Source organism: Rhizobium sp. CG4, from assembly GCF_023701965.1.
GTDB lineage: Bacteria > Pseudomonadota > Alphaproteobacteria > Rhizobiales > Rhizobiaceae > Agrobacterium.
Genome location: NZ_JABAEG010000001.1, coordinates 1055872 through 1075655 on the forward strand (window position 1 = coordinate 1055872; position 19784 = coordinate 1075655).

Below are 19784 nucleotides of genomic sequence, written 5' to 3' on the forward strand. Positions count from 1 at the left end.
CAAATCCGTTTGACCGAGCGCAAAGACAGAATGATTTGCAATCGCCAGACAGAACCCATGATGGATAAAAAAACCACGCCAACCCGCGCCGGCGATCTGCGCGGCTTCCTTGCCATGCTAGAACAACGTGGTGAGTTGAAGCGCATTGAACAGCCAGTGTCGCTGGTGCACGAGGTCACGGAAATTCACCGCCGGGTGTTGCAAAATGGCGGGCCTGCCCTGCTGTTTGAAAAGCCGGTGGCCGCAGACGGCAAGGTGCATGACATACCGCTTCTGGCCAATCTGTTCGGCACGCAGCAACGGATAGAATGGGGCATGGGGGTTGAGACCGGCGGCCTGAAAGCCCTGGCGGAACGGTTTGCCGAACTGCGCGAGCCACGCCCTCCACACTCTATCAAGGATGCATGGAGCAAATTGCCGATGTTGCAGGCGGCGTTTTCCATGCGCCTGAAACAGGTATCGCGCGCGCCGGTGCAAGACATTGTTCTGCAGGGTGATGAGGTCGACCTCGGAAAATTACCCGTGCAATGGTGCTGGCCGGGAGAACCTGCGCCGCTGATAACCTGGCCGCTTGTCATCACCAGATCACCCGATAATCCCGCCGACATCAATGTCGGGATTTACCGTATGCAGGTGCTCGGACCCAACAGGTTGATCATGCGCTGGCTTGCCCATCGTGGTGGTGCACGACATCACCGTATGTGGCAAAATCGCGGAGAGGATATGCCGGTTACCATTGCGATCGGCGCCGATCCCGCCCTTATTCTGGCGGCCGTCATGCCCCTGCCGGAACATATGAGCGAGCTTGGTTTTTCAGGCCTGCTGCGCGGAATGCGAAGCCGTATCGCACAGGCTGTGACGGTGCCGATGCCCGTCCCCGCCAATGCGGAAATCATTCTGGAGGGAACCGTCTCGGCGAATGAGACGGCAGCAGAAGGTCCCTATGGCGACCACACCGGTTATTACAATTCGGTTGAGCCGTTCCACGTCATGACCCTGTCGGCCATCACCATGCGGCAAAAACCGGTCTACCTCTCCACCTATACCGGACGGCCGCCGGATGAACCCTCGGTTCTGGGTGCGGCGATGCTGGAAATCTTCCTGCCACTGGTCAAACGACAGTTTGCCGAAATCGTTGATCTGTGGATGCCGCCGGAAGCCTGTTCCTACCGCGTCATGGTTGTTTCCATCGACAAACGATATCCCGGTCAGGCCAAGCGCATCATGATGGGCTTATGGTCCATGCTGCCGCAGTTCAATTACGTCAAACTGATCATCGCTGTGGACCCAGATATCAATGTTCGCAAATGGGAGGATGTGATCTGGGCACTTTCCACCCGTTTTGACGCCTCACGCGATGTGACGATCATCGACAACACACCGATTGATTACCTCGATTTCGCCTCTCCCAGGGCCGGTCTTGGCGGCAAGATGGGACTGGATGCCACCCGCAAACTACCCGGTGAAACAGAGCGGGAATGGGGCCGCGTGCTGTCGATGACGCCAGATGTGATTGCCAAAGTAGACGCCATGTGGAGTGAGCTCGGATTGGGAGAAAAACCATGACCATATCACGGGTCGTTGTTGGCATTACCGGTGCATCCGGCGCCGCCATTGCCGTGCGCATCATTGAGCGTCTTGCAGACATGCAGGGAATAGAAACCCATCTGGTCATCTCGCCCTCTGCCCGTCAAACATTGCTGCATGAAGTCGGCGCGGCCGCCGTAGAGCGAATTTCGGCGCTGGCGCATTTCAACCATCCGGTCACCGATATTGGCGCAGCTATCGCCAGCGGTTCCTTCCACACGGCGGGCATGATTGTTGCCCCCTGCTCCATGCGGACACTGGCGGCAATCGCCCATGGCTTTTCCGACAATTTGATTGTCAGGACAGCAGATGTGCATTTGAAAGAGCGCCGCAAACTGATTTTGATGGCACGGGAAACACCGCTGCACCTAGGCCATTTGCGCAACATGTGTGCGGCCACCGAAATGGGCGCAATGATCATGCCGCCCGTGCCTGCATTTTACCATCTTCCGGAAAGTGTGGCTGATATTGTCGATCAACTTGCCGCCCGCGCAATCGACCAGCTTGGTCTACCGGCGTCGCCACAGGCAAAAGCATGGGAGCCGCATGTGATTGCGGCCTCCTGACGTCTTGCGATTACATGTAAAGCATCGGGTCGGCACCGAAGAGTGCGGCGTGACCGCCAGCCAGCAACCACCATGTGATAAGTCCCGTCAAAGCGGCAGCAACCAGCAGCGGTGCATCAAAGGCTGGTCGCACCTTGCCGGACAACAAAGCTGCAAAAGGAATGGATGAGGTACGGGCTGTCGCCTCACCCCAGCCAGAACCCAGTCTCTTGCGGGCGCGTTTCTCAATCATTGGAATTCCGCAGAGCGAAAACAGGGCAAAACCGCCAAACAGGATCAGCGACCGCAGATCACCATTGGGAACGAGATGCCCTGCTGACCAGAACAGAAAACCCCATAAAACCGGATGCCGGGTAATGGTGACGATCGCCCCGGCCTTCTCTCCCTGCCGCACCGAGATGGACAGCGGGTTGACGCTGCACATGCCGGCAAGAACAAAAAACACCCCAAGTGGCGCAGCAAGAAATGTCACATGCGCTTGCCAGGGCGCGGTGTCCCACAGGGGAATATAGTCCACCATCAGGACCGCATGGAAAACCCAGCCAAGGGCGGCCAGCGACACCAGAGAATAGACACCGAAATATGCGGGCCTGCCCATGGCTGCAACCAGCTTGCCGCGAACCGATGGCATGGCAGGGATGGAGTGCAGGGCAACGAACAATGCCAGTGCGGCTAAAAGTTCTATCACGGCAGGATCCTCGATTGTTCTCTTACTGCCCTAGAAACAGCACGGTTGCTATGGCAGCAGAGGCCAGCACGGCCGAAATGGTGCCCGGTCCCTGTAACACCCCCATTCGGTAAAGAAGGATAGAAAAGCCGATAATAATAGGCGTTGCGACAATGAGTCCGACCTGAGCGTCGTTCATGCTTATGCTCCATCAAATGGTAATTGCGCTTTGTCATGACCATAAGCGTTTACTGACGGCGTTCTTTGATTGGCAGCAAAGAAGCACATGATGCACCCGCCTATCTCTGACTTGCTATTCGGCAAATATGGATGAGGTCATGGCGGCAAAAGACGAGGATAACGGCAATCTGCTGATGTGGATTCTGGTATGGAGTGAGTTGATTGTATTTGGGGCATTGCTGGCGGCATTTCTGATCGCCTTTGCTCTGAACGAAGAAGGATTTATCGCAGCAAGGGGCCATTTGCAGCCGCAAATTGCCGGCTTCAATACACTGGTACTGTTGGGTAGCGGTTGGCAGGCGGCGATTGCCGCCCGGCGCAATAGCTCGGCGCAGCTGAGAAGACGGGCGCTGATTTTGGCGGCCCTGCTGGGTTTCGTCTTCACCGCATTGAAGCTCTACGAATACAGCACCGAAATCGCCTTCGCATCAGATGCGGCCTACGGCGCTTTTTACGAGCTGTATTTCATGCTCACCGGCTTTCATCTTTTCCACGTCATCTTTGTTGCAGGGCTGCTGCTGATCGTTGCCGTGAAACCGAAAGATGAAAACGTCACGCTCGTCACGACCATCTGGCACATCATCGATCTTGTCTGGATCGTCATTTTCCCCGTTATCTATCTGGTGTAGACCCATGCTTGATCGTACATCTTCACAACTGCGCAAAACCTTTGTCATTCTTAGCATTCTGGTGCTGGCGGGCATGGCCGTGGTGACGGCAAGACAGGCCGGTTACATGCCTGCACTTGCTGCGGCGTGCCTGGTTCCGCTGTTTGCGCTGTTAAAATCCCGACGCATTATCGATGAGTTCCTGGGCCTTGGCGGCGAGCCGGGTCTTTTGCGTAATGCCCTGCTGGCATGGCCGGTGCTTTTTGCTGCAGCAGCGCTGCTGCGCGCTGTTCTGCAGGGCGTCTATCATCTTTGAACGCAGCTTGGGGCCGATAGCGTGCCTGTTGTTTGCCAAATGGCAAAGACGGTTCTGCCCCAGCCTCTAGAAAGGTCCCAGCCCTACCGCAGTGCGCCGCCCAACAGCCAAACACCCGGAAAAGGGTTCGATCAAGCCGGTCCGCGCTGGCGGTTCCCCGGAATGGAAAGGACCATGGCATGGCAGAACGCCTGACCAAGACAGGAGCGCGCAACGTCTTTTATGGCGGCTCCATATTCTTCTTTGCGATTTTCGTCGGGCTTACCGCCCACAGCCATTATTACATGCGCACCGTTTCTACGGATGAAAGCACGCTGACGGCAAGTGTCGCCCGCGGCAAACATGTCTGGGAGAAAAACTCCTGCATCAACTGTCACACTCTGCTCGGCGAAGGTGCCTATTTCGCACCAGAGCTTGGAAATGTCTGGAAGCGTTACGGCGGCGTTGAGGACAAGGAGTCCGCACGCGATTCCATCAAGGGATGGATGGCAGCACAGCCGACCGGCATCGAAGGCAGACGTCAGATGCCCCAGTTCAACCTGACCGATCAGGAACTTGATGACCTTGTCGACTTCCTTGAGTGGGCAAGTCGCATCAAGACCCAGAACTGGCCACCGAATGATGCCGGGTGAGATGTGAGGCAAGGAGAGAAGACATGAAATACCAGACGCAAAAAGTCGCCATGCTTTACTTCTATGGCGCCATTGGCCTGTTCATTGCGCAGGTCATATTCGGTGTGTTTGCAGCGACAATCTACGCGCTGCCCAACACGCTGTCCGAGCTTTTACCCTTTAACATCGTCCGCATGATCCACACCAACGCCCTTGTTGTCTGGCTGTTGATGGGTTTCATGGGCTCGACTTATTACCTGCTGCCGGAAGAGACGGAAACCGAGCTGTACAGTCCGAAACTGGCGATCATCCAGTTCTGGCTGTTCCTCGTCGCCGCCGCTGTTGCCGTGGTCGGTTACCTGTTCCGCATCCATGAAGGACGCGAGTTCCTGGAACAGCCCTTTGCCATCAAGGTCGGCATTGTGATCGTCGTGCTGATGTTCCTGTTCAACATCACCATGACAGCTTTGAAAGGCCGCAAGACCACCGTCATCAACATCCTGCTATTTGGCCTTTGGGGTTTGGCGATCTTCTTCCTGTTTGCCTTCTACAACCCGGTCAACCTAGCACTCGACAAGATGTACTGGTGGTACGTCATCCATCTCTGGGTCGAAGGTGTGTGGGAACTGATCATGGCCTCGATCCTGGCCTTCCTGATGATCAAGCTCAACGGCATTGACCGTGAAGTGGTTGAGAAGTGGCTCTATGTCATCGTCGGCCTGGCACTGTTCTCAGGCATTCTCGGCACCGGCCACCACTTCTACTGGATCGGCGCTCCCGCATACTGGCAGTGGATCGGTTCACTGTTCTCGACGCTGGAAGTCGCACCGTTCTTCACCATGGTTATCTTTACTTTCGTGATGACCTGGAAGGCCGGACTCAAGCACGACAACCGCGCCGCCCTGTTGTGGTCGATCGGTTGCTCGGTCATGGCATTTTTCGGGGCTGGCGTCTGGGGTTTCCTCAACACGCTGTCATGGGTCAACTACTACACCCACGGCACGCAGATCACCGCCGCGCACGGTCACCTCGCCTTCTTTGGTGCCTATGTGATGCTGAACCTCGCCATGATGGCCTATGCCATGCCGGAAATGCGCAAGCGCGCACCGTATAACCAGATGCTGTCAATGGCCAGCTGCTGGATCATGTGCACCGCCATGTTCCTGATGACCTTTGCCCTGACCTTTGCTGGTGTAGTGCAGGTGCACCTGCAGCGCGTGCTCGGCGACAATTACATGGACGTGCAGGAACAGCTGTCGCTGTTCTACTGGATACGCCTGGCGACGGGCGCTGGAGTTCTCATTTCGGCTCTCATGTTCACCTGGGCAGTCCTGGTGCCCGGCAAGGAACGACGGAGTGACGTCACCCGTGCAGTGCAGCCTGCCGAATGAGAAACGCGCCGGCCCTTAAACCCCAGGGGCCGGCGCTTCCCTTTTTCAGAATCTCATGGAGAGAAAAACATGAACACGATCTTCAGGGACGGACCCAAGACCACCACGGAAATTCCTTTCTACAGCCCGTCCGGCAATGAGTGCCAGTTGTTTGAAAGAGCATGGACCCGGCAACTGCCGCTGCTTCTGAAAGGTCCAACCGGTTGCGGCAAAACCCGCTTTGTCAGCCATATGGCCGCCAAGCTCGGCCTGCCGCTCTCCACCGTCTCATGCCATGACGATCTGGCTGCCGCCGATCTGACCGGCCGTTATCTGCTGAAAGGTGGCGATACGGTCTGGACGGATGGCCCGCTAACCAGAGCGGTTCGTCAAGGCGGCGTTTGCTACCTCGACGAAATTGTTGAAGCCCGCAAGGATGTCGCCGTCGTGCTTCACCCGCTGACGGATGACCGGCGTATTCTGCCGCTGGAACGCACCGGCGAAGTGCTCGACGCACCTCCCGGCTTCATGCTGGTAGTGTCCTATAACCCCGGCTACCAGAACCTGCTGAAAAGCCTGAAACCCAGCACCCGGCAGCGGTTTGTCGCCATTGAATTCGACTTCCTGCCGAAGGACCAGGAAATAGCAGTTGTTTCGAAGGAAAGTGGTCTTGATGAATCAGACATCGAACCGCTGGTTAATCTGGCGCAGCGTCTGCGCACCCTGAAAGGCCATGACCTTGAAGAGGGTGTCTCGACCCGCCTTGTCGTTTATTGCGCAAGCCTGATCGATGCCGGAATGAGCAATCGTGACGCCGTCCGCGCAGCCATGATTGAACCGCTGACCGACGAGCAGGATGTCAAGGCAGCTCTGTTCGAGATCGCGGACGCAATGATCCGCTAAGGCACGTTGCGTCTTCAACGGCGCAAAAGGCCCTCCGACACACTGAAGCTACGCATCGCCATTTGCGAAATTCGAAACCGGATTTCGCGCCGATGCGGCAAGGATAGTTCGATGCTGGATTTTCTAGAACTGGAAGAAACCGTTGGCCGTGCATGGCATCGCCTGATTGGCGGAACTGCAACATGGCTGCGTTTTCCTGAACATGCCGTTAAACTGGACGATGTGCAAACGGTGCTGGCTGTGTGCTTTCGCGGCTTCGGCGGTGAACGGGCGGTGCAGATCGCGCCGGCCCGTGCCCGCACGTCCACCCACCGCTTGCGTTTGCGTCAACGCATGGGACTTGGTGAGGAAAAGTTGGCCCAGCCGGGCCGTGACCACGCCACGTTGATGTTGCCTCCAGTCATCGACCTGTTCCCGGACCAAGGACTTAACCGTGACCTCTATGTCTGGCTCGCAGCCGCGATGGCTTGCCTGCCACTCGACCAGTTGCCATCAGATGATTTGCTGCTGAACGATCTCACCCGGCTTGATCGGGCATCAAAGTTGGCCGACCATGTCATGGAAGCCTTTCCCGGCATGAAAAATCGCTATCGTCGCCTGTGTGCTGCCATCCTTGCCGTGCGTCAGAAAAGACCACTTCCCAAGGTCGAGCAGCAGGTTGAAAACCGTATTCTGGCGATGCTGGCAAATGGTGCCGAACACCATGCGCCGGTCGCGCCGTTCCAGTTCCCATACAAGGCACCGCCTGGTTATCTGCCGATGCTGCCGGTTCCCCTTTGGCCCGATACGCTGCTGCGCGAAGCATCCGAACCGCGCGACAATGAAGACCAGCCGGCCAGCGGTGCTCAGCCCCAAGGTGCACCCACCGCCCGGCACATTGCGGTCAGAGAAAAGGCGGAAAATCGCCAGACCGAACGCAGCCCGTTCATTCTCAACCGGTTCGAAAAGATCCTGGCCATGGCCGAAATGGTCAATGTCAATCGCCCCGGCGACGATAGTGACGATAATGACGCCAGCGCCGCCGATGAACTCGATGAGATGACGCTTGGCGAACGCAAGGGCAGACCATCCGCCCGCTTCCGTTTCGATCTTGACCTTCCACCGGAAGCACTGGATCGCACCCCGTTGACGGCAGATCTGACCTACCCGGAATGGGATTATCGCAGCGGCACCTATCTACCCAACCATTGCCGCGTGCTTGCTTCGGCGGCCGCTGGTTCGGAAACACCGCCAGAAGCCGATGAACAAACCAAGAGCTTGATCCGTCGTGTCAAACGACAATTCGAGGTTCTGCGTCCTCGCCATGAAATGCTCAAAGCCCAGATCGACGGAAACGATCTTGATCTGGATGCCGTAGTCCGTGTGCGAAGCGACATGGCTGCCGGCGGTCAAGGCAGTGATCGCATTCACATGATGAGCAGACCGCAGGCTCATGATCTTGCCGTCACCATTCTTGTCGATGTGTCGTTGTCCACTGATGCGTGGTTTGATAATCGCCGCGTTCTGGATGTCGAGAAAGAAGCCCTGCTGGTGTTGGCAAACGGACTGTCCGCCTGCGGCGACAGCCACTCCATTCTGACATTCACCTCCCGTCGTCGCTCATGGGTGCGGGTGGAAACGGTAAAAGATTTTGACGAGCCAATGGGCGACAAGGTGGAGCGACGCATTTCCGCACTGAAACCTGGCTATTACACCCGTATTGGCCCTGCGGTTCGCCATGCGGCTGCGGAGTTGCGCAAGCGCCCTGACAGACGCAAGTTGCTGTTGCTGCTGACCGACGGCAAACCCAACGACGTTGACCACTATGAAGGCCGGTTTGCCATCGAAGATAGCAGCCGGGCCGTCACCGAGGCAAGGCGCTCCGGCGTCAACGTGTTCGGTGTGACGGTGGACAGGCAAGCCCAGTCCTACATTCCGGCGATCTTTGGCAAGAATGGCTACGCCATCGTCAACAGGATTTCCAAACTGCCCTCGGCCTTGCCCGCCATCTATCGCAGCTTGGCCGGTTAACCGCAGCAAATACCACCAAAATAACAGCCCCGCCAAATAACGGGGCTGTTTTGTTTCAGTCTTCATTACCTTGCAGAATGTCCTCCTTAAGGCGGTATCCACCTTAAGGAGGTAAGGATCAGGCCGCTTTGCTATGCGTGCGGCCCGATGAATGCAGATAGGCATCGAAACAGGCCGCAACGGCACGAATAATGAAGCGTTGATCCGGTTTGACGCTGACGATGCCATCTCTGATGTCAACGACGCCATCATCTTCCAGCATGGAGAGCTGGCGATTGTCCTCCAGCAACATGGCAGCATCAAAACCATGACCTGCAGCAATCCCCGCCACATCGGCGCGAAAATCGCACATCAACCGTTCAATCAGATCGGCGCGCATCCGGTCTTCGGTGGTCAAACGATACCCCTTGACGGTCGCCAGTTGCCCGCTGGAAATCTGCCGCGCATAAATGCCAGGTGGCACTTCGTTTTGCACATACCCACCAGGCATGCGTCCAATGGCGGACGCGCCCAGACCGATCAAAGTCTGGCAGGCATCCGTCGTGTAGCCCTGGAAATTGCGATGCAGACGTCCTGACTTTTGTGCAATCACCATGTCGTCACCGGGCAAAGCGTAGTGATCGAGACCGATGCGGATATAACCTGCCCGCTCGAGAGTGGCGGCAATAGCGTCTGCCTGCTCTGCCCGCGCCATGGCATCTGGCAAGACCTTTTCATCAATCAATTTCTGATGCTGTTTGAAGCTCGGGATATGCGCATAGCCAAACACCGAAAACCGGTCGGGCCGCATTTTGATCGCAGCCTTGGCCGTGGCAATACAGGACGCCACGGTTTGATGTGGCAAGCCGTAGATCAGGTCAAAATTGATACGGGCAACCCGGGCAGCTCTTAACTTCGTGACGGCGGTCTGCGTTTGTTCTTCGCTCTGGATGCGGTTGATGGCCTTTTGCACGATAGGGTCAAAGCTTTGCACTCCAAGGCTTGCACGCCTGACACCGCCCTCACCCAGCGCAACCGCCATGTCCGGTGTCAATGTTCTGGGATCGATCTCGACAGCCATCTCGGTGGTCTTGTCAAAAACGAAATTTTTGCCCAGCAATGCAATCAACCGCAGGAACTCCTCCGGCTGCATGATGGTGGGTGTACCACCGCCAAAATGCACATGGCCAACCTTCAGGCGACTAGATGTACGCGCCCGCACCAGATCAATCTCCGCATGAAGGACGTCGAGGTAATCAAGGATTGGTTGATCGCGGCTGGTGATCGTGGTGTGACAGCCGCAATACCAGCACATCGATCGGCAGAACGGAATATGCAGATAAAGCGAGACTTTATCCTGCGGTGGAATTTCGGTAATCCAGTCCGAATAGGTTCCGGCCCCTATCGAGGCCGAAAAGGCCGGTGCAGTTGGATAACTGGTGTAACGCGGCAGTCGCGCTTCGCCGTATTTCTCGATAAGCGGCTGATGCATGGGGCACTCCTTTACGGTTACAAATGTGCCCGTATCCTGCCCACGAAGAATGCGCCCTTCTTTGCGTAAAAGCGCATACATGACAATTTTCAGATTTATTTGAGCCGCGTCAACGTTGCCCGCTGTGACAATAGGTAGCTTCCGGACTGCTCAAGCGGCTGCCGCACGCATGAGCAGTCCTTGTTTTGCGGCGATGGAAACAGATTATGTCCGAAGCTCAACCCGTTACCAACATTGATGTCAGGGTCATTCCGCCACGTGAACGCCATCCGCAGATTTTTGGTGCTCTTGGCGCATTAACCGCCGGCCAGTCGCTGCAGATCACCAGTGATCATGACCCGCGCCCGCTGCTGTACCAACTGGCCACCAATTTCCCAGGCGAGTTTGGCTGGGAATATCTCGAGCAGGGTCCGGAAGTCTGGCGCCTAGACATCAACCGTATGGAAGGTGAGAGCGAAGGCAGTGAAGAAGAACATTCCGGCTGCGATTGTTGCTGTGGATCAAACCATTAAGAGCAATCCGCCTCCATGCTAGACGTCTGCAAAAATCGGCAAAAGCTGTTTCAAAGATAAAAGGTGAACCATGAATGGCATCATGAAAGAACTGGATCTGCGTCCACTTTTGCGCAGTGGCATCGAACCATTCCCCGCCATCATGGAGACTGTGGCATCGCTGGCTCCGGGTGAAGGTTTGACGATTATGACAACCTTTCGCCCGGTGCCATTGTTCAATGTCATGGCGCGCCGCGGGTTCGATCATCTGGAAAAAGAGCTTGGCAATGGTGAGTGGGAAGTCCAGTTCATTCCGCATAAAAAAAGCGAAGAACTCTCCGTGTCACCAACGCTGGTCCATGATGCCGCAGAACCGGAAGCATGGCCGGATCCCAGCGAATATCTTGATCTCATCGATCTGGCTCCACCACTGCAAATCAAGCGGTTGACGGAAGCCACAAAGAGCCACCCTCCGGGTTCGGTCATTTTTGCCGTTATGCAGCAGGAACCGGTTTTTTTCTATGCTGACCTGATGTCGAATGGCCATCAATGGGCAGGAAATTTCGACGAAGGCCGCACAGCATTCCGTATGTTCATCAGGATTGGCATGCCGCCGAACTGACAGCGTACTCTTGGCAACAAAGCATACCTCCATCAAAATGCCCCGCCTGTGACAACAAGCGGGGCATTTTCTTTGGTTCATTCTGAAAGATAAAACCGCTGCGAACCGTCAAGCCCGCAACGGTTTGCGCTCCTGTGTCAGGATCGGCCCGAATTCTATGCAGAACAACAGAAAGCCTATGATCCACAGGGCGCCTGAGCAGGCGTAAAGGTGCATCATGGCATCCGGGAAGGCCTCTGCGGCTGGTCTCAGCACTGCGCTTCCAATCAGCGCCAGATAGGCGGCAACTGTCATCTTCGTTGCATGGAGTTTGCGACCGGTATGACCAAGGCTGGCGCGCGTCATCACCGCCAGCATCATGCAGGCAACAACGCCGACGGTAAATATATGCAGCACCGAGCGGGCATCCATCACCTCATAGACACCCAGCGCAATGGCCATGAAGCCGAGCGGTATGAAGGCATAAGCCACATGCAGAACCACCAGCAATTGCTCCGGCCATGTAGCCCAACCGCGCCACCGCACAAGCCTGACCGCATGCATGAACCCAGCGATTACAGCGACAATGGCCGTTAATGGGCTCTCGGGTGCAAGGGTCCAACCACCAAGGGCGGCACCCCCCGTTAAAATCGCCGCCGTATCGAAGGTATTATAAGGAACAGGAAAATCGGTACGGCCTGACTTGTTGATCCAGTTGCGGGTAAAGCTGGGAACGATACGTCCACCGACGATCATCACCAGAACCGTATAGGCCGAGACCGCAAGCCGTGTGGCAACGTGGCTGTGATCGCCGCTGATCGCCGCATAATGAAAGACGATATTGGCGGCTGAAAGCGCCAACAAGCCCGCCAGTACCTTCAGGTCTTTCCATTTGCGCCCGGCAATGACTTCTCTTGCGCATATGGCCAGCAGGGCCGGAAGAAACAGACCATCGATCACCGCAGCTAATGTCATGCCAAACATGCCAGGCACGAGGAACATCAACCGTCCCAAACACCATAACCCGAACAGCAGCACCAGTGGTAACCCGGACACCGGCAATCGGCCTGTCCAGTTCGGCACGGCTGTCAGCAAAAATCCGGCAAGCACAGCCGAGGCAAAACCAAATAGCATTTCATGCGCGTGCCAGTTATGCGCGCCATAATCGCCGCCGATCTGGATGAACCCGCTCAATGCGGAAATCCACAAAACCATGGTGACGATTGCCCAAATGGCCGCCGCCAGAAAGAAAGGGCGGAAACCATAGGAAAAAATGACCGGTCCGGTGCGTGAGAAACCTCTTGGAACTCCGCCCTTTGGACGGGCATGTCCGTCTTGCCGGATTGTTTCTGTACCACTCATGATATTGCTCCTGGGATTAGCCTTCGTGGTGAATTCTTGACATCTGTCTAACCACCCCTGGCCACCCCGTCTTTGCGAACAGGCAAAGACCGCGACACCCCCAGCCAAAATGTCGCAGCCGTCAAAACGGGCTCTTTGTTCCATCTCAAATTGTAATTCGCGAGTTGCGCTAAAAACGATCACGACAGGGCCAAGCAAGGCTTGTCCTATCGGAGAAGGAGAAACCCGATGACTGACAACTTCAACATCACACGCCGGAACATACTGGCTAGTGCGGCTTTTGCTGGTGCGATGGCACCTGTCATCGGCGCAGCAACGGCGCATGCAGCAGGCGAAACAAAGACAGCTGAGAAGGCTTTGACACCCGCCGAGATTGCGGCACTGCCTCGCGTTAAAGTAGAATTGGCGAAACCACCTTTCGTGCATGAACACGCCCAGAAAGCTGTCGGCGGACCAAAAATTGTCGAGTTCACACTGACCATCGAAGAAAAGAAGATGGTGCTGGACGACAAGGGCACTGAAGTTCACGCCATGACGTTCAATGGCTCGGTTCCCGGCCCGCTGATGGTCGTTCACCAAAATGACTATGTTGAATTGACGCTTATTAACCCTGACACCAACGAGCTTCAGCACAACATCGACTTCCACTCGGCAACAGGCGCCCTGGGTGGCGGCGGCCTGACAATCGTCAACCCCGGTGAGAAGGCAATCCTGCGCTTCAAGGCCACCAAGGCTGGCGTATTTGTCTACCACTGCGCACCTCCCGGCATGGTGCCTTGGCACGTTACCTCGGGCATGAATGGCGCCATCATGGTTCTACCACGCGACGGTCTGACGGATGGTCACGGTAAGGAACTGGCCTATGACCGCGTCTATTACGTCGGTGAGCAGGACTTCTACGTGCCCCGTGATGAGAAGGGTGCCTTCAAGAAGTATGACAGTGCTGGCGATGCCATGGTCGACACGCTGGAAGTCATGCGCACGCTGACCCCAAGCCATATCGTCTTTAACGGGGCAGTCGGTGCTCTGACAGGTGATAACGCGCTGAAGGCAGCAGTTGGCGAAAAAGTGCTGATTGTGCACTCGCAGGCCAACCGTGATACCCGTCCACACTTGATCGGTGGCCACGGCGACTATGTTTGGGCGACCGGCAAGTTCCGCAACATTCCTGATGTCGATCAGGAAACCTGGTTCATTCCAGGCGGCACGGCAGGTGCAGCATTCTACACCTTCGAGCAGCCAGGCATTTACGCCTATGTGAACCACAACCTCATCGAAGCCTTCGAACTGGGCGCGGCCGCTCACTTCAAGGTCACTGGTGACTGGAACGACGACCTGATGACTGCGGTTCTCGCACCATCGAGCATCTAACATGACCAACAGCCAAGGGACCGGAAACAGCCCGGCCCCTTGGCCCACCTCGTGGGTGTACGAAATACAAACTGAACATATTCACGACTGATGGCGCAAGGAGATTGCTATGACCGCGCTTCGTCTAAAACCTGTCTCGCCAACACTCTCGATAGCGCTGCCGCTGTCAATTATCGCGGCGCTGACCGCGACAGCAGCTTTCCAAGCGGGTATCATCGGTTCAGACACTAGACCTGTTGCAAGCGTTGACGCACCACAAACCGTTGTCATTCCAACGGGCACATTCAGCTATCGTGAAGACGGCGAACATTTCAAAAACGGTTATGCCGTTGACGCGCCAATGCGCACCATGACCATGAGCCGTGCACTGACAATCATGAAATATCAGGTTTCGGGCAGCGACTATAACCGTTGCGTCACGGATGGTGCCTGTGCTGCACCAGAGCCTGGTTTTACCGTCGCACTTGATGTGAGAACACCGGCAACCGGCATCAGCCACGACGATGCAAAAGCCTATGCCGCATGGCTGAGCGCTCGCACCGGCGAGGTCTGGACCTTGCCAAGTGATGCGCAACTGGCTTTCGCTGCCGGCTCGATCTTTCCTGATGAAAAACTGGATGTCGATACGGATTCGACCAACCCTGCCGCACGCTGGCTGGCAGACTACGAGCGACAGACCAGCCGTAAAGCCTCGAGCAATCCGGTTCCGCAATCATACGGCACGTTCGGCGAGAATGAGCATGGCCTTTCGGATTTTGGTGGGAACATATGGGAATGGACGGCGACCTGCAGTCGCCGCGTCAATCTGGATGCCAACGGCAATGTAACGAGCGCCGTATCTTCATGTGGGATACCTGTTGCTTCGGGTAAACACCGTGCAGCGCTTAGCGGTTTTGTGCGCAATCCGAAGGGCGGCGGCTGTGCAGTGGGCGTACCTCCGGATAATCTCGGCTTTCGGCTGGTCAAGGACACACGTTGGTATGCACCACTTGCAGCAAGGCTGCGCAACCATGGTTGGTCGGTTTAAGAATCCCGGCAACCTTTCCACAACCCTCGACACATGCTAAAGACAGCGACGAAACAACACGGAAATTTTTAACGAGACTAATCCTGCCGTCACCGCTCGATCAGAAGCGTCGACTACCGCAGACAAGCGGAAACAGGGTGTCTGGAGAGGACATCTGGTGAAGATTGACCGCAGCGTCATCCGGGCTTTGCCTTTGTTCAGTAAAATGTTGGACGAGGACCTCGACAAGCTTCTGTCCCATGCCAATTCCCGGCTTGTGCCACCCGGCGAAGCGATCTTTGAGCAGGGACAGGCGGCGTCCCATTTTTTCCTGCTGATTCACGGCCGGTTGAAGGTCACCCAGGTCACGCAGGATGGCCAGCAGATCATTGTACGCGTAGTGCATCCCGGCGATCTCTTCGGTTTTGCCAAGGCTCTTCAAAGAACCGATTACCCCGGCACGGCGACCACCGCCGCTGAAAGCGTTATTTTGTCCTGGCAGACAGACCTCTGGCCACAATTTGTTGAGCAAAACCCTTATCTGGCAGTGTCTGCCATGCAGACCATCGGCCAGCGGCTGGAAGAAGCCCATACTCGTATTCGTGAAATGTCCACGCAGGAAGTTGAGCGCCGTGTTGCCCATGCCGTGCTTCGTCTGTCACAACAAGCCGGGCGCAAGGAAAGCGAAGGCATTCGGATCGATTTCCCGATATCCCGACAGGATATTGCCGAGATGACAGGAACGACACTGCATACGGTGTCGCGCATTCTTAGCAGCTGGGAATCCAAGGGTCTTGTGCAGGGCGGCCGCCAGAAACTTCTGGTCTGCAACATGCCGGGGCTGATGCAGCTTGCCGATGGCGCGCGCGAGTAACACCATCGACAAATGTAAAGAGGCATTTGGGGAGGAGCGCAGGCTCCTCCTGTTGTTTTCACACAGCAGCATCCCAGACCGGTGCGAGGCCATCCGGGGACACGATACGGCCATCTGCTTTGGAAAGCGCGTGAATGGCCGCCATTTCTTCTGAAGACAGGGCAAAGTCAAAAATCGCTGCGTTCTCGGCGAGACGAGCTTCAGTCACCGTCTTGGAAAGCGCAATAACGCCGTCCTGTTGGACGAGCCAACGCAATACGACCTGAGCAACCGACTTGCCGTGGTTGGCAGCAATATCTTTCAGAACTGGGTCAGCAAGCACCTTGCCATCCGCCATGGCAAAATAGCTGGTAATCGACATGCCGGACTTTTTGGCTTCGGCGATCACGACATCCTGATTGAGATACGGATGATACTCGATCTGGTTGGTCACGATCGGCGCCTTTGAAAGTGAAACGGACTGCGCCATCAAAGCCGTGTTAAAGTTCGAAACACCGATATGACGCACCTTGCCGGCTTCCTTGACCTCATTCAACGCACCGATCTGCTCAGCCAATGGAACCGCGTCGTTTGGCCAATGGAGAAGTAACAGGTCGACATAGTCGGTTTTCAGCTTCTTCAGGCTTTCGTCAACGGAGGTTACAAACGCGTCGCGTTTGTATTTATCGACCCAGACTTTTGTGGTCAGGAAGATGTCGCCACGCGCAATGTCGGAACCGGCGACGGCCTCGCCAACTTCCGCTTCATTGCCATAAATCTGCGCAGTGTCGATATGGCGGAATCCGGTCTTCAGCGCCTTCGGCACAATCCTGAGGACATCACTGCCGGGGACACGAAACGTACCAAAGCCGAGCGCGGGAATGGTCGCCCCATTTGCGGTAACAGTGTGCATTGGTTTACTCCTTGATTAATCCGCAGCGATTTTCGCCGGGAATGATTGGACTTGAGAACCGACCAGACATCAAGTGTCGGTTCGGCAAGCCCGGCCGCAAATCGGCCGGGCTGATAACGGTCAGGCAATGTTCAACGCCGGTGACGCGGCACGACGGTCGAGCGCACCACTCCAAATTGTCAGAAGCAGGGCAACGGCAACAAGAATGGCACCAACCCAAGGCGTAGCGACAAGACCGAGCGGCGATTCCACAACTAGACCTCCCAGCCACGCGCCGATGGCAATGCCGAGGTTAAAGGCAGCAATATTGAGTGCAGAGGCGACATCAACGGCTCCCGGCCGATGCTCTTTGGCCAACTGCACGACATAGAGCTGCAAACCTGGCACGTTTGCAAAGGACAGGAAACCGAGTGCAGCCAACGTCACCAATGTCAGAACAGGTGACACAGCGGTAAAGGAAAACACCAGCAGCACGATTGCCTGCGCCAGGAACAGACCGACAAGCGCTCTGACCGGATTGTGATTGGCGATCCTGCCGCCACCAATATTACCAGCAGCAATAGCGATACCATAGAGTACGAGAATAAGACTGACGCTGGATGCGGAGAAGCCGGTCACTTGCTGCAGGATTGGCGCGAGAAAGGTGAAGGCGACAAACGTGCCGCCATATCCGAAAGTGGTCATGGCAAATACGATCAGCAGGCGACCTGAACCGAGAACGCGGACCTGATCAACCAGACGTGCAGGCGCTGCCTTTTTGAGCGTATTTGGCAGAAGTGTTGCAATTGCCAGAAAAGCAATGACACCGAGCATCGAGACCGCCCAGAAGGTAGCGCGCCAGCCGAAAACCTGACCAATATATGTACCAAGTGGAACACCGGTGACGATGGCAACCGTCAGGCCCATGAACATCATGGCAATTGCTGAAGCACGACGGTTCTCCGGCACGAGATCTGCAGCGATGGTCGCACCGACCGAGAAGAAAACGCCATGCGCAAAAGCGGCCAGTACACGTGCCACAAGAAGGAACTCATAACCGGATGACAATGCCGCCAGCCCGTTACCAACAATAAACAGCGCCATAAGGCCAAGCAGCAGCGGCTTTCTTTCTATCCTGCCAGTCAACGCCGTCAGGACCGGCGCACCAAAGGTCACGCCAAGCGCATAAACGCTGACGATAAGACCAGCGAGCGGCAATGAGATGTTGAGATCCGTCGCAACAGTCGGCAACAATCCGACAATTACGAACTCGGTGGTACCGATCGCATAGGCGGCGATCGTCAAAGCAAATATAGCCAAAGGCATGGTGACTTCCTCTTTACCCTCGAAATCTATCGGGGCGCTGACGACAACTCTGCTGGTCGTCTGACTGATTGATGCACCCTATATGGGGGAAGACGACTTGCCTGATAATCTGCAATAATGGATAAATACCTTTGAATTGAATTCACAAGGTAGCACGTATGGACAATCGTACCGGCGAAATGGAGGTCTTCGTTGCGGCCGCTGAACTGGGAAGTTTTTCTGCCGCCGGACGCAAACTAAAGCTCTCACCTTCTGCCGTCAGCAAACTCGTAACCCGTATTGAGGACCGTCTGGGGACACGTCTGCTGTTGCGCTCAACTCGCCTCGTCACCATGACCCCAGAAGGCGAAATTTATCTGACCAGAGCAAAACGCATTTTGGCTGACATCCAAGAGACCGAACAGATCATCACCAGCGGCGGCAAAGTGGTTCCCCGCGGACTTCTGCGTGTGAATGCGACACTCGCTTTCGGTGAACGTTATCTGCTGCCACTCGCACCAAAATTCCTTGACCTATACCCAGAAGTTCAACTCGATATTTCACTGACAGACGGCGTTATCAGCCTTATTGAGGAACGAACGGATATCGCGATCCGCTCGGGCGCCCTGCAGGATTCCTCCCTGAGGGCCCGCAAACTGCTTGAAGTGCCACGGGTCATCGTCGCGTCGCCGACCTATATCGACAAACATGGTATGCCTAAAACGCCGCAAGACCTCGCACACCACAACTGCTTCAGTTTCAATTTCAGCCGAAGTCTGAACGAATGGCCGTTCAGAAATCCTGGATCTGACGATGTCTACCGTCTTGCCGTTTCAGGCAATGCGGCTGTCAACAGCGGGTTGGCGATGCGGCGATTATGCCTTGAGGGTTTAGGCTTGGGCCGTGTTGGCGGTTTTCATGTGGAGGAGGATATTGAGGCGGGCAGACTTGTGTCTGTTCTGGACGATTATAACCCAGGCGATGTCGAGGTTATCTGGTGTGTCTATGGTGGTTCGAGACCATTATCTGGCCGGGTACGCGCCTATTTGGATTTTCTGAGCGAGCATGTTGTGCGAGCGTGGCCTTGATTTTCTGGTGGGACGTCTACCATTGGTTATTGAGCGTTTTGTCGCCGGCGGTTTTTCGTGGCTTTGACTTTCGCATTGGGCAGCTTTGGTGTGCCTTGGTCGTTGTGCTTTGAGCAGGGTTATTTTCGCGGGCGCGTAGGTGCCGGCAATGGTCTGCGGTTTCTTTTAGTTTTTAGATTTTGATTTTTTGGGGGATGTTTTGGTGATTTGGTTGCGGGGCAGGATTTGGGATTTTTCTGTCCCGTTGCGTCGGCTGTGCCTCCTTGCGGGCCCCTGAGGAGGCGTTAACTCCTCGACGCGTTACCAACAAAAAAGCCCGCTTGCTGCGGGCTTGTTTTATTGGTTGCGGGGGCAGGATTTGAACCTGCGGCCTTCAGGTTATGAGCCTGACGAGCTACCGGGCTGCTCCACCCCGCGTTACCAGGTTTTTGCCAAAGGCAAAATACCCCTAGGCAAACTGTAAAAC

Annotated in this window: 20 protein-coding genes and 1 tRNA gene; 14 read left to right on the plus strand and 7 right to left on the minus strand. The window is 55.8% G+C overall.

The window, feature by feature from the left end:
- Positions 1 to 57 precede the first annotated feature (57 nt).
- A complete protein-coding gene (locus HGO37_RS04960; RefSeq protein ID WP_250982354.1) occupies positions 58 to 1566 on the plus strand; it encodes a UbiD family decarboxylase in 1509 nt (502 codons plus the stop codon).
- A 2-nt stretch (positions 1567 to 1568) separates the two neighbouring features.
- On the plus strand, positions 1569 to 2153 hold the full coding sequence (locus HGO37_RS04965) for a UbiX family flavin prenyltransferase (protein WP_250982423.1): 585 nt from the start codon (positions 1569 to 1571) through the stop codon (positions 2151 to 2153).
- Positions 2154 to 2163: 10 nt separating this feature from the next.
- Here the strand turns inward: HGO37_RS04965 and HGO37_RS04970 are convergent, their stop codons facing one another.
- Complete coding sequence (locus HGO37_RS04970) at positions 2164 to 2841, minus strand: NnrU family protein (RefSeq protein WP_250982355.1); 678 nt, start codon at positions 2839 to 2841, stop codon at positions 2164 to 2166.
- A 22-nt stretch (positions 2842 to 2863) separates the two neighbouring features.
- A complete protein-coding gene (locus tag HGO37_RS04975) occupies positions 2864 to 3019 on the minus strand; it encodes a hypothetical protein (RefSeq protein ID WP_192487924.1) in 156 nt (51 codons plus the stop codon).
- Positions 3020 to 3158: 139 nt separating this feature from the next.
- Between HGO37_RS04975 and HGO37_RS04980 the strand changes: the two genes are divergently transcribed.
- From HGO37_RS04980 to HGO37_RS05005, 6 genes are all read left to right on the plus strand, one after another.
- Positions 3159 to 3689, plus strand: a complete 531-nt coding sequence (locus HGO37_RS04980; RefSeq protein WP_250982356.1) for a cytochrome c oxidase subunit 3 — start codon at positions 3159 to 3161, stop codon at positions 3687 to 3689.
- A 4-nt stretch (positions 3690 to 3693) separates the two neighbouring features.
- Entirely contained in the window at positions 3694 to 3984 is a 291-nt protein-coding gene (locus tag HGO37_RS04985; RefSeq protein ID WP_250982357.1) for a cytochrome C oxidase subunit IV family protein, read from the plus strand.
- A gap of 179 nt (positions 3985 to 4163) precedes the next feature.
- Positions 4164 to 4616, plus strand: a complete 453-nt coding sequence (locus tag HGO37_RS04990) for a c-type cytochrome (RefSeq protein ID WP_192487921.1) — start codon at positions 4164 to 4166, stop codon at positions 4614 to 4616.
- 23 nt (positions 4617 to 4639) lie between these two features.
- Positions 4640 to 5986 carry a cbb3-type cytochrome c oxidase subunit I gene (locus HGO37_RS04995; protein WP_250982358.1) on the plus strand — a complete coding sequence of 449 codons (1347 nt, stop codon included), beginning with the start codon at positions 4640 to 4642 and terminating at the stop codon, positions 5984 to 5986.
- A gap of 69 nt (positions 5987 to 6055) precedes the next feature.
- Positions 6056 to 6868 (plus strand): CbbQ/NirQ/NorQ/GpvN family protein, encoded by an 813-nt coding sequence (locus HGO37_RS05000; protein ID WP_250982359.1) that lies wholly within the window; start codon positions 6056 to 6058, stop codon positions 6866 to 6868.
- Between the two features lie 111 nt (positions 6869 to 6979).
- Positions 6980 to 8878, plus strand: a complete 1899-nt coding sequence (locus tag HGO37_RS05005) for a nitric oxide reductase activation protein NorD (protein WP_250982360.1) — start codon at positions 6980 to 6982, stop codon at positions 8876 to 8878.
- 118 nt (positions 8879 to 8996) lie between these two features.
- Here HGO37_RS05005 and hemN read toward each other — a convergent pair whose 3' ends face one another.
- Positions 8997 to 10349, minus strand: a complete 1353-nt coding sequence (hemN, locus tag HGO37_RS05010) for an oxygen-independent coproporphyrinogen III oxidase (protein ID WP_250982361.1) — start codon at positions 10347 to 10349, stop codon at positions 8997 to 8999.
- A gap of 206 nt (positions 10350 to 10555) precedes the next feature.
- On the opposite strand from hemN, the gene HGO37_RS05015 reads away from it, so the two are divergent.
- Both HGO37_RS05015 and HGO37_RS05020 read left to right on the plus strand, forming a co-directional pair.
- Positions 10556 to 10861, plus strand: coding sequence for a DUF2249 domain-containing protein (locus HGO37_RS05015; RefSeq protein WP_250982362.1), 306 nt, complete (start codon positions 10556 to 10558; stop codon positions 10859 to 10861).
- An 82-nt stretch (positions 10862 to 10943) separates the two neighbouring features.
- Positions 10944 to 11462, plus strand: a complete 519-nt coding sequence (locus tag HGO37_RS05020; RefSeq protein WP_352230543.1) for a DUF2249 domain-containing protein — start codon at positions 10944 to 10946, stop codon at positions 11460 to 11462.
- Between the two features lie 108 nt (positions 11463 to 11570).
- Here HGO37_RS05020 and HGO37_RS05025 read toward each other — a convergent pair whose 3' ends face one another.
- Positions 11571 to 12803 (minus strand): NnrS family protein, encoded by a 1233-nt coding sequence (locus HGO37_RS05025; protein WP_250982364.1) that lies wholly within the window; start codon positions 12801 to 12803, stop codon positions 11571 to 11573.
- Between the two features lie 228 nt (positions 12804 to 13031).
- Here HGO37_RS05025 and nirK point away from each other — a divergent pair, with 228 nt between their 5' ends.
- The 3 genes from nirK (at position 13032) to HGO37_RS05040 (ending at position 16054) form a co-directional block, all read left to right on the plus strand.
- Positions 13032 to 14174, plus strand: a complete 1143-nt coding sequence (gene nirK / locus HGO37_RS05030; protein ID WP_250982365.1) for a copper-containing nitrite reductase — start codon at positions 13032 to 13034, stop codon at positions 14172 to 14174.
- Positions 14175 to 14283: 109 nt separating this feature from the next.
- A complete protein-coding gene (locus HGO37_RS05035; protein WP_250982366.1) occupies positions 14284 to 15201 on the plus strand; it encodes an SUMF1/EgtB/PvdO family nonheme iron enzyme in 918 nt (305 codons plus the stop codon).
- 157 nt (positions 15202 to 15358) lie between these two features.
- The gene (locus HGO37_RS05040; protein WP_192487911.1) at positions 15359 to 16054 is read left to right on the plus strand and encodes a Crp/Fnr family transcriptional regulator; all 696 of its coding nucleotides are present in this window, start codon (positions 15359 to 15361) and stop codon (positions 16052 to 16054) included.
- A gap of 58 nt (positions 16055 to 16112) precedes the next feature.
- Here the strand turns inward: HGO37_RS05040 and HGO37_RS05045 are convergent, their stop codons facing one another.
- A complete protein-coding gene (locus HGO37_RS05045; RefSeq protein ID WP_250982367.1) occupies positions 16113 to 16946 on the minus strand; it encodes an aldo/keto reductase in 834 nt (277 codons plus the stop codon).
- A 120-nt stretch (positions 16947 to 17066) separates the two neighbouring features.
- Positions 17067 to 18251: an MFS transporter gene (locus HGO37_RS05050; protein WP_250982368.1), complete on the minus strand. Its 1185-nt coding sequence runs from the start codon at positions 18249 to 18251 to the stop codon at positions 17067 to 17069.
- Between the two features lie 158 nt (positions 18252 to 18409).
- Here HGO37_RS05050 and HGO37_RS05055 point away from each other — a divergent pair, with 158 nt between their 5' ends.
- Positions 18410 to 19318: a LysR family transcriptional regulator gene (locus tag HGO37_RS05055; RefSeq protein ID WP_250982369.1), complete on the plus strand. Its 909-nt coding sequence runs from the start codon at positions 18410 to 18412 to the stop codon at positions 19316 to 19318.
- Positions 19319 to 19658: 340 nt separating this feature from the next.
- Here the strand turns inward: HGO37_RS05055 and HGO37_RS05060 are convergent.
- A tRNA-Met gene (locus HGO37_RS05060) sits at positions 19659 to 19735 on the minus strand.
- Positions 19736 to 19784 lie beyond the last annotated feature (49 nt).

Coding starts and splice junctions, on each gene's coding strand:
- HGO37_RS04960 (WP_250982354.1), top strand. CDS start 58: ATGATGGATAAAAAAACCACGCCAACCCGCGCCGGCGATCTGCGCGGC.
- HGO37_RS04975 (WP_192487924.1), bottom strand. CDS start 3,019: ATGAACGACGCTCAGGTCGGACTCATTGTCGCAACGCCTATTATTATC.
- HGO37_RS04980 (WP_250982356.1), top strand. CDS start 3,159: ATGGCGGCAAAAGACGAGGATAACGGCAATCTGCTGATGTGGATTCTG.
- HGO37_RS04985 (WP_250982357.1), top strand. CDS start 3,694: ATGCTTGATCGTACATCTTCACAACTGCGCAAAACCTTTGTCATTCTT.
- HGO37_RS04990 (WP_192487921.1), top strand. CDS start 4,164: ATGGCAGAACGCCTGACCAAGACAGGAGCGCGCAACGTCTTTTATGGC.
- HGO37_RS04995 (WP_250982358.1), top strand. CDS start 4,640: ATGAAATACCAGACGCAAAAAGTCGCCATGCTTTACTTCTATGGCGCC.
- HGO37_RS05000 (WP_250982359.1), top strand. CDS start 6,056: ATGAACACGATCTTCAGGGACGGACCCAAGACCACCACGGAAATTCCT.
- HGO37_RS05005 (WP_250982360.1), top strand. CDS start 6,980: ATGCTGGATTTTCTAGAACTGGAAGAAACCGTTGGCCGTGCATGGCAT.
- hemN (WP_250982361.1), bottom strand. CDS start 10,349: ATGCATCAGCCGCTTATCGAGAAATACGGCGAAGCGCGACTGCCGCGT.
- HGO37_RS05015 (WP_250982362.1), top strand. CDS start 10,556: ATGTCCGAAGCTCAACCCGTTACCAACATTGATGTCAGGGTCATTCCG.
- HGO37_RS05020 (WP_352230543.1), top strand. CDS start 10,944: ATGAAAGAACTGGATCTGCGTCCACTTTTGCGCAGTGGCATCGAACCA.
- HGO37_RS05025 (WP_250982364.1), bottom strand. CDS start 12,803: ATGAGTGGTACAGAAACAATCCGGCAAGACGGACATGCCCGTCCAAAG.
- nirK (WP_250982365.1), top strand. CDS start 13,032: ATGACTGACAACTTCAACATCACACGCCGGAACATACTGGCTAGTGCG.
- HGO37_RS05035 (WP_250982366.1), top strand. CDS start 14,284: ATGACCGCGCTTCGTCTAAAACCTGTCTCGCCAACACTCTCGATAGCG.
- HGO37_RS05045 (WP_250982367.1), bottom strand. CDS start 16,946: ATGCACACTGTTACCGCAAATGGGGCGACCATTCCCGCGCTCGGCTTT.
- HGO37_RS05050 (WP_250982368.1), bottom strand. CDS start 18,251: ATGCCTTTGGCTATATTTGCTTTGACGATCGCCGCCTATGCGATCGGT.
- HGO37_RS05055 (WP_250982369.1), top strand. CDS start 18,410: ATGGACAATCGTACCGGCGAAATGGAGGTCTTCGTTGCGGCCGCTGAA.